Below are 9,743 nucleotides of genomic sequence, written 5' to 3'. Positions count from 1 at the left end.
GCACCCGCGCGACCATGGCCGGGTCGACGGTGCGGGCGCCGTTGAGCACGCGGGAGACGGTGGCGGCGGACACACCGGCCTCACGCGCGACGTCGTAGATAGTGGGCATCGCTCCAAGTTTCTACCATCGCGGAGCCCCGTACCCCTGCCTCGCGCGGACCGGGGTCGAAGTCCTGGTCCAGGAATCGCTTTCCCTCCATGATCATACTTCCACATTTCTTGAAATATTGAAATGTAGGGGTCTAGCTGCGGAAATGCTCAACTTAAATCCTGACAATTCAGGGCTTGACGGGTGTCAGGGCGCGATTGTACGTTCATCCAGAAATCGATTGCTCACTCTCTTCTCCCTTCACCCCCACCCTCACGGCCTCCTGACTGCCGCGCGCTCAGGGGTCCCGCACTGCCAGGAGAAGCCATGTTCTCGATCGTTCGACGATGTCTGGCCACGGGCCTGGCCGGCCTGTTGACAACAGCCATGGCGGCCGTCCCGGAAGCCACGGCCGCCGCCTCACCGCCGCCCAGCCCGTTCTTCTCGACGGTGCAGATCGACTCCGGCGCCACGGTCGGCGCGCCCTCCGTGGGCGACAACCGCAACCACGGCGACCTGTGGCCGAACTGCTGGTCCGACGACGACAACGTCTACACCGCGTATGGCGACGGCGTCGGCTTCGGCACCGCGTACAGCGACATCGGGGTGGCCCGCATCTCCGGCATGCCGGGCAACCTGGCCGGCGCGCAGCTCCCGATCGGCGACAACGTCGGCCAGGTGTGGAAGCCGAACCACACGCGCAAGCCCACCGGCATGGCCTGCGTGGGCGGCACGCTCTACCTGGCTGTGCAGGACCTGGCGTTCGACTTCGACGACGCCCCGGCCGCGACGATCGCGAAGTCGACTGACCATGGCCGGACGTGGACGTGGGACCGGTCGGCGCCGATGTTCGACAACGGCCTGTTCACCACCATCTTCTTCCTCGACTACGGCAAGGCATACGGCAACGCCCCCGACGGCTACGTCTACGCCTACGGCCTCGACCACAACTGGCGCGACTCCTTCAGCGGCCACGTGCCCGACCCGGTGGACCTGTGGCTGGCCAGGGTGCCGAAGGACCAGGTGCAGAACCGGGCGGCCTGGGAGTTCGTCAGCGGCTTCACCGCCTCCGGCGCGCCCACCTGGACGTCGGACATCGGCAGGCGGGTCGCGGTCATGCACGACGACCGGCACATCTACCAGGACGTCTACACCGCCAACCGGGCCAAGAACATGACCGTGGTCAGCCAGGGCGGTGTGGTCTACAACAAGCCGCTCAACCGGTACATCTACACGTCCTGGACGGAGTACACCTTCGAGTTCTACGAGTCGCCCACACCGTGGGGCCCGTGGAAGCAGTTCTCCGGCAAGGACTTCGGCGGCTACCCGTGGACCACGACCAAGCACGGCGGCTACGCCACGACGATCCCGTCCAAATACATCAGCGCCGACGGCAAGTCCATGTGGCTCCAGTCGAACGTCTGCCCATGCGGCGGCGGCTTCCCCGAGGGGCAGCACTGGGCGTACACGTTCTCGCTGCGCAAGATGCGCCTCGAGCCGCACGTGGACACCACCCCGGTCAACACGCCCGACGGTGCCAGGAACCTGGCCCGCGAGCCGGGCACGGTGGGCATCGAACGGGTGGCGCATTTCGGCAACGTCGGCTACTACAACGACGGGAACAAGGCGCAGAGCGAGGACGACTGGAACGACGAGCGCAAGGGCGCCAGTTGGTGGGGCTACACCTGGCCGCGCGAATACCTGATGAACAAGGTCGTCTTCACCAGCGGGCAGATGTTCGGCGACGGCGGCTGGTTCGCCCAGGACCTCCGGGTGCAGGTGCGTAGGAACCACGAATGGGTGGACGTGAGCGGGCTGCGTGTCACGCCGGACTACCCGTACAACAACACGGCCGGGCCGAACCGGACGTACGAGCTGGGGTTCAACCCGGTGGACGGCGACGGCGTGCGCGTCATCGGCGTGCCCGGCGGCACCCGCACGTTCACCTCCATCGCCGAGCTCGAGGTCTACTACGGCGGCACCACCGGGATGCTGCTCGGCGGCTCGCCGGCGGATTTCACCGGTGACGGGAAGGACGACATCGTCGCTTTCACGCACGGATCGAGCGCGGACGTGTGGGCGGCCGCCTCCACCGGGACGGGCTTCGGCTCGTCCGGCAAGTGGCACGACTTCTTCGCCCCGAGCGGCGAGACCCCTTTGACCGGCGATTTCACGGGTGACGGCAAGGACGACATCGTCACCTTCACGCACGGGACGAACGCCGACGTGTACGTGGCCCCGTCCAACGGCACCGGCTTCGGGGCCGCCGTCAAATGGCACGACTACTTCGCCCCCAGCGGCGAGATCCCGGCGGTCGGCGACGTCAACGGCGACGGCAAGGACGACATCGTGACCTTCACGCGCGGCTCCGACGCGGACGTCTACGTAGCCTTGTCGACCGGCACGAGCTTCGGCGCGGGCCAGAAATGGCACGACTGGTTCGCGCTCAACGGCGAGTTCCCGGCCCTCGGCGACGTCAACGGTGACCGCAAGGACGACCTGATCGTCTTCACCCAGGGCGCCACGGCCGACGTCTACGTCGCCCTGTCCACCGGGACCGGCTTCGGCCCCGCCACCAAGGCGCACGACAACTTCGCGCCGGGCGCCGAACAGCCTCGCGTGGGCGACTTCAACGGCGACGGAAAAGACGACATCGTCACCTTCACCGGCAACCCCGCCGCCGACGTGTACGTGGCCCTTTCCGACGGTGCGGGATTCAAGGCCGCCGCCAAATGGCACGACGACTTCGCCCCGGCCGGCGAGTTCCCGTACGTCGGCGACTTCGACGGCGACGGCAAGGACGACATCGTCACCTTCACCAAGGGCTCGGCCAACGACGTGTTCGTGGGCCTGTCGAACGGCAGCTCGGCCTTCGGCACCGGGATCAAATGGCACGACTTCTTCGGCCTCAACGGCGAAACCACCCTCTGATTCAGGAGAACACCATGAGAAAGATCCGAGTTCGCCGCGCGTTATCCATCACCGCGGGCGCGCTGGCCATCGCCGTGGCTTCCGCTCTGCCCGCCCAGGCAGCCCCCGACCCCGGCAAGCAGCCGCACCGCTCCAACGCCGAACTGCTCCTCGCCTGCCCCTCCGTCCCCTCCACCCACGACCAGTGGGTCACGACGGCCGTCTACCGGGTCGGCCGGAGCCTCAACGCCAACGACAAGGTGATGCTCGCGGCGTTCGAGACCGGCTGGGTCGAGTCCCACATGAACAACCTCAACTGCGGCGACAAGGACTCACTCGGCGTCTTCCAACAGCGCCCGAGCCAGGGCTGGGGCACCCCCGAGCAGATCCTCGACGTCAGTTTCGCCGCCAACTCGTTCTTCACCCGGGCCATCAAGAACGACGCGGCCAACCCCGGCTACAGCCCCGGCCAGCTCGCCCAGAGCGTCCAGCGCTCCGCCTTCCCCGACCGCTACGACCAGTCCGAGGCCAAGGCCCGCTCACTCCTGAACGAGGCCGCGTGGATGCACGGCATGCAGGCGGGCTCGCCGGCCGACTTCAACGGCGACGGCAAGGACGACATCATCACGTTCACCAAGAACGCCTCGGCCGACGTGTACGTCTCCACGTCGAACGGCACGTCGTTCGAGGGCACCTCGGTGAAGTGGCACGACTTCTTCGGCCTGGGCGGCGAGACCACCTACACCGGCGACTTCACTGGTGACGGCAAGGACGACATCGTCACGCTCACGCACGGCTCCAGCGGCGACGTGTACGTGGCGGCTTCCAACGGCAACGGCTTCGGTCCCGCCGCGAAATGGCACGACTACTTCTCACCCGGTGGCGAAACGGCGGCCGTCGGCGACTTCGACGGCGACGGAAGGGACGACATCGCGACCTTCGCCCGCGGGACGACACAGGACGTCTTCGTGGCCCTCTCCAACGGGAACGGGTTCGGCGCGGGCCAGAAATGGCACGACTTCTTCGGCCTGAACGGCGAGTTCCCGGCCGTGGGCGACGTCAACGGGGACGGCAAGGACGACATCATCGTCTTCACCCAGGGCTCGGCCAACGACGTTTATGTGGCGACGTCCACCGGGACGGGCTTCAACGCCGCGGTCAAGGTGCACGACAATTTCGCCCTCGCCGGCGAGCAGCCGCGCATCGCGGACGTGAACGGCGACGGCAAGGACGATCTCGTCACCTTCACCAACAACAACCTCGGCGACGTCTGGGTGGCCCTGTCCGACGGGGCGGGCTTCGGTCCGGGGCTGAAGTGGAACGACTGGTTCGCCCCGAACGGCGAGTTCCCCTACACCGGCGATTTCGACGGTGACGGCAAGGACGACATCGTCACCTTCACCAAGGGCTCGGCCAACGACGTGTTCGTGGGCCTGTCGAACGGCAGCTCGGCCTTCGGCACCGGGATCAAGTGGCACGACTTCTTCGGCCTCAACGGCGAGACCACCCTCTAGAAGGAGCTGGAACAATGCAGTGGAAGCATGTGCGTAAGGCCCTCTTATGCGCGGCCGTCGGCGGGCTGCTGCTCACCGCCAGGCCCGCCGCCGCCGCCCAGCCGGACGGGCTGGACAAGGCGTTCGCCGACGCGACGGCGGAATACCAGGTCCCCAAGGACCTGCTCGTGGCGGTTGGCTACGGCGAGACGCACCTCGACGACCACAACGGCGAGCCCAGCAGCGCCAACGGCTACGGCGTCATGCACCTGGTGAGCAACCCGCAGAACAAGACCCTCGAACAGGCCGCCAAGCTCACCGGCGAGTCCGAGGCCCAGCTGAAGACCGACACCGCGGCCAACATCCGCGGCGGCGCGGCGGTCTTGCGCGCCCTCGCCGACCAGGCGGGGCTCGACGCGTCCAAGCGCAACGACGTCAACGCCTGGTACCCGGCCGTCGCCCGCTACAGCGGCGCCGCCAACGACCAGGTCGCCCGCCTGTACGCGGACACCGTGTACGGCATCCTCGCGCAGGGCGTCAAGGATCCTCAGGTGGTCGTGCAGCCGCACAAGGTGAGCCCGGACCGCGGCAAGTACGCCAAGGTCAAGCCCCTGGCGGCCTCCACCGGTGACGCCGGGGCCGGGATCCTGAGCACCGACTACCCGCCCGCCCACTGGGTCCCCGCACATCCCAACAACTACTCGGTCGGCCGCTCCAGCCCCATCCGTAAGATCGTCATCCACGTCACCCAGGGCTCGTACGCCGGCACGATCAACTGGTTCCAGAACCCGTCCGCGCAGGTCAGCGCCCACTACGTGATTCGCTCCTCCGACGGCGACGTCACGCAGATGGTCCGCGACACCGACACCGCGTACCACGCCAGATCCTCCAACTCCGAGGCCCTCGGCATCGAGCACGAAGGCTACGTGGACAACCCGTCGTGGTTCACCGACGCGATGTACCGCTCGTCGGCCGCGCTGACCAGGTACCTGGCCGACAAGTGGGGCATCGCCCGCACCCGCGCCAACATCGTCGGCCACAGCGAGCTGCCCGGCAACGACCACACCGACCCCGGCCCGAACTGGAACTGGGACTACTACATGTCGCTGGTCAACGGCGGCGGCCCGGCCCTCGGCGGCTCCCCGGCGGATTTCAACGGTGACGGCAAGGACGACATCGTGACGTTCACGCACGGCGCGAATGCCGATGTGTACGTGGCGACGTCGAACGGCAACGGGTTCGACGGTACGTCGGTGAAGTGGCACGACTACTTCGCGCTGAGCGGCGAGACCCCGCTGACCGGCGATTTCACCGGCGACGGGAAAGACGACATCGTCACGTTCACGCACGGGGCGAATGCCGACGTCTACGTGGCTCCCTCCACGGGGACGAGCTTCGGGGCCGCCGCCAAGTGGCACGATTTCTTCGCTCCGAGCGGGGAGATCCCGGCAGTCGGCGACTTCGACGGCGACGGCAAGGACGACATCGTCACGTTCACGCGTGGGTCGGCGAACGACGTCTTCGTGGCGCTGTCCAACGGGACCGGTTTCGGCACGGGCATGAAGTGGCACGACTGGTTCGCGCTGAACGGCGAGTTCCCGGCCGTGGGCGACGTGAACGGGGACGGTAAGGACGACATCATCGTCTTCACCCAGGGTTCGACCAACGACGTTTACGTGGCGATGTCCACCGGCACCGGCTTCGGCCCGGCGGTCAAGGTGCACGACAATTTCGCGCTCGCGGGGGAGCAGCCGCGCGTGGCGGACGTGAATGGCGATGGCAAGGACGATCTCGTTACCTTCACCAACAACAACCTCGGCGACGTCTGGGTGGCCCTGTCCGACGGGGCGGGCTTCGGCCCGGGGCTGAAGTGGCACGACTGGTTCGCCCCGAACGGCGAGTTCCCGTACACCGGCGACTACAACGGCGACGGCAAGGACGACATCATCACCTTCACCCGCGGCAGCACCAACGACGTCTACGTCGGCCTGTCCACCGGCACTGCCTTCGGCACCGGACTCAAATGGCACGACTTCTTCGGCCTGGACGGCGAGACCACCCTGTGAAAGGGACGAGCATGACCCGAAAGCTGCTCGCCGCGTTATCGACGAGCCTGCTCATCGCCGCCTCCGCCGTCGCCGTCACAGCGCAACCCGCTGTCGCGGCGGCGGGGGCCGACAAGGGGCCGATCGGCTGGGACGTCTTCCGGCGCCTCGACCGGCTCCCCTACCTGAGTCCAGGCACGCAGACCCGGCAGTTCTCCAGCTTCGACCGGGCCGGCGGAAACACCCAGGACGGCTTCGACGGCGCCTACTCCTGCCTGCGCAAATCGGGCACCTCCTGCGTGATCGCCGAGGACACCGGGCCGGGCGAGATCTCCTCCATCTGGTTCACCAGGGACGAGGGCAATGTCTCGGCCACCGGCACCATCACGATCGAGCTGGACGGCGCCACCGTCGTCAGCGCGCCCCTCCAGTCCCTGGTCAACGGACAGGTGGGCGGGCCGTTCGTCTACCCGCTGGTGGCCAACGCCGACCAGAGCTCCGGCGGCGTCTACATCAAGGTGCCGATGCCGTACCGCGAGTCGATGCGCGTGTACGTCCAGAACAACCCCCTCTTCTACCACGTCACCTACCGGCACTTCCCGGACGCGGAAGGGGTGAAGAGGTTCGACGTCACCGAGAACGCCACCGACGTCGTCAACCTGCTCAAGGCATCCGGCATCCGAGACCCGAAACCGGCCCAGCCGGGCACCCAGACCGTCAATGAGAAGGCGACCCTTACGGCGGGGCAGCAGCGGGAAATGGCCAGGGTGACCGGGTCCGGCGCGATCTCCGCGCTACGGGTGCGCGTCCCGGACGCGCAGGCCACCGACGACACCCTGGCCGGGCTGCGGCTGCGGCTCGACTTCGACGGCCGCAACACCGTCGACTCGCCGGTCGGCGAGTTCTTCGGCTCGGGGCTGGGCGAGCATCCGGCCAAGTCGCTGCTGTTCGCCATGGACACGGCGCCGGGCGGCTGGTACACGACGTGGTGGCCGATGCCGTACCGGACCGAGGCCAAGGTCAGCCTGGTCAACGGCACCGGGCGCACGCTGACGGACCTCGAGGTGCAGGTGACCTCCGCGGCCGACCCGGCCTGGGCCGGCGCGCTCATGCCCGGCGGCAAGGCGGGCTACTTCACCACCGAGTCCCGCCGCGGCGCCGTCGTACGCGACGCCGACTGGCTGTTCGCCGACCGGACGGGGCGCGGCAAATTCGTCGGCGTCTCGCACACCATGCAGGGGCTCGTCCCCAGCGGCAACACACGGCAGTACCTCGAGGGCGACGAGCGCGTCCACGTGGACACGGCCCTGTCGCCGCAGCTGCACGGCACCGGCGGCGAGGACTTCTACGAGTCCGGCTGGTACTTCAACCGCGGCGAGTTCTCCAACCCGCTGAACGGCAACCCCGCACACGAGAAGTTCGCTGAGGGCTGCCAGTACGAATGCGACGCCACGTACCGGCTCATGCTGTCCGACGGCGTGGAGTACTCCAGCGCGCTGAGGTTCGGCATCGAGCACGGCTTCCAGAACGACACCCCCGCCACGTACGGCTCCACCGCCTTCCTCTACGCCCAGCCCACGTTCGGCACGCACCGCACCAGCGTCCTCGATGTGGGCGATGCGACCAGCAGGGCCGAGCACGACTACCGGGAGACCGGCGCGGCGACTCAGGCCACGCTCACGTCCGTGTACGAGGGCGACGACGACCACCAGACGGTACGCGGCGTCACCCGGACCACGTCGAGCCCGGTCTCGTTCCTGCTGGGCGTGGACGGGGAGAATGCGGGCGTGCTGCTGCGGCGTACCTCCGACCAGGCCAACGCCTACCAGGCGGCCCGCGTCCTCGTGGACGGCACCGACGTCGGCGAGTGGCGGCAGCCGCTCGGCAACGGCACGCAGCGCTGGCTGGCGGACACGTTCTCACTCCCCGCGAGCGTGACCGGGGGCAAGCAGGTGGTCCGCGTGGAGCTGCGCCCCACCTCCGGGGTGTGGACGGCAGCCAGGTACGCCGCCGACAGCCTCATCCCCGCGCAGCACGTCGACGCGCGTGCCCCCTCGGCGACCGAGGGCGCGTCGCCGGTCGGCGGGACCGACCACGCGCTGCACCTCACCTGGCGCGAGCCGGACGACGACCTCGGCATCCGCGAATACCGCGTGTATGGCTCCACGTCGCCGACCGCGCAGGGCACGCTGCTCGGCACCACCCGCACGCCGGGCTTCACCCACGGCCCACTGGCCGCCGGCGCCACCTGGTACTACCGGGTGGAGGCGGTGGACCTGTCGGGCCGCACCGCCGACGTGGGCCCGGTCGTCTCCGGCCGCACCGGCACGCCCACCCGCACCGACGTCAGCAAGGACGGCAAGGACGACGTACTCACCTTCACCCGGGGCAGCACGGCCGACGTGTACGCCTCGCTCTCCGACGGGACCAAGTTCGTGCAGGACGGGTGGAAGTGGCATGACTCGTTCGCCGTCGACCAGGAGATCGCCCTGACGGGCGACTTCGACGGCGACGGGCGGGACGACGCGGCGACGTTCACGAGAGGGAGCTCCGCCGACGTCTACGTGTCGCTGGCGGACGGCGGGAAGTTCGTGCAGAACGGATGGAAGTGGCACGACTACTTCGCCGCGGGCACGGAGATCCCCGCCGTGGGCGACTTCGACGGTGACGGGCGCGACGACATCGCCACGTTCACCCGGGGCGACTCGGGTGACGTGTGGGTGGCGCTGTCGACCGGGTCCGGGTTCGGGGCGGCGCGCAGGTGGCACGACCGCTTCGCGATCGGCGACGAGTTCCCTGCCGTGGGCGACTTCGACGGCGACGGCAAGGACGACATCGCCACCTTCACTCGCGGCACGTCCGCCGACGTGTTCGTGGCACTGTCCAGTGGCAGCGTCTTCCGGCAGGACGGGTGGCGCTGGCACGACAACTTCGCGGTCGGCACGGAGACGCCCGCCGTGGGCGACTTCAACGGTGACGGGCGCGACGACATCGCCACCTTCACCGGCGGGCCGGCGGCCGACGTGTTCGTCTCACTGTCCGATGGAGGCAGGTTCGTGGAGAACGCCTGGAAGTGGCATGACAACTTCGCGGGCGGCGACCAGGTGCCGGGTCATCCCGATCTTGCCGCTCTGGAACAGCGGCACGAACTTCTCGCCGTTCTGGTCGAGGTACACGGACTTGTCCTGGCGGGCCATGGCGCTCCAC

The 9,743-nt window shown here is 68.3% G+C and carries 5 protein-coding genes; 4 read left to right on the top strand and 1 reads right to left on the bottom strand.

The features are described 5' to 3' along the window. On the bottom strand, window positions 1–109 hold a 109-nt coding region (locus tag AB0J09_RS44165), incomplete at its 3' end, for a LacI family DNA-binding transcriptional regulator (protein ID WP_360705132.1). Window positions 110–415: 306 nt separating this feature from the next. Here AB0J09_RS44165 and AB0J09_RS44160 point away from each other — a divergent pair. The 4 genes from AB0J09_RS44160 to AB0J09_RS44145 all read left to right on the top strand — a co-directional run. Beyond that, on the top strand, window positions 416–3,019 hold the full coding sequence (locus tag AB0J09_RS44160) for an FG-GAP-like repeat-containing protein (protein WP_360705130.1): 2,604 nt from the start codon (window positions 416–418) through the stop codon (window positions 3,017–3,019). Between the two features lie 14 nt (window positions 3,020–3,033). Further along, window positions 3,034–4,512: a VCBS repeat-containing protein gene (locus tag AB0J09_RS44155; RefSeq protein WP_360705127.1), complete on the top strand. Its 1,479-nt coding sequence runs from the start codon at window positions 3,034–3,036 to the stop codon at window positions 4,510–4,512. 14 nt (window positions 4,513–4,526) lie between these two features. Further along, complete coding sequence (locus tag AB0J09_RS44150) at window positions 4,527–6,557, top strand: N-acetylmuramoyl-L-alanine amidase (RefSeq protein WP_360705124.1); 2,031 nt, start codon at window positions 4,527–4,529, stop codon at window positions 6,555–6,557. Window positions 6,558–6,568: 11 nt separating this feature from the next. Then, window positions 6,569–9,743 (top strand): DUF2961 domain-containing protein (locus tag AB0J09_RS44145; RefSeq protein ID WP_360705122.1); only part of this gene is annotated, 3,175 nt, incomplete at its 3' end.

The organism is Nonomuraea sp. NPDC049784 (assembly GCF_040659615.1).
In the GTDB taxonomy this organism is placed as follows: domain Bacteria; phylum Actinomycetota; class Actinomycetes; order Streptosporangiales; family Streptosporangiaceae; genus Nonomuraea.
Note: the sequence above shows the minus strand (reverse complement) of the source record. Positions and strands in the feature narration are given on the sequence as shown.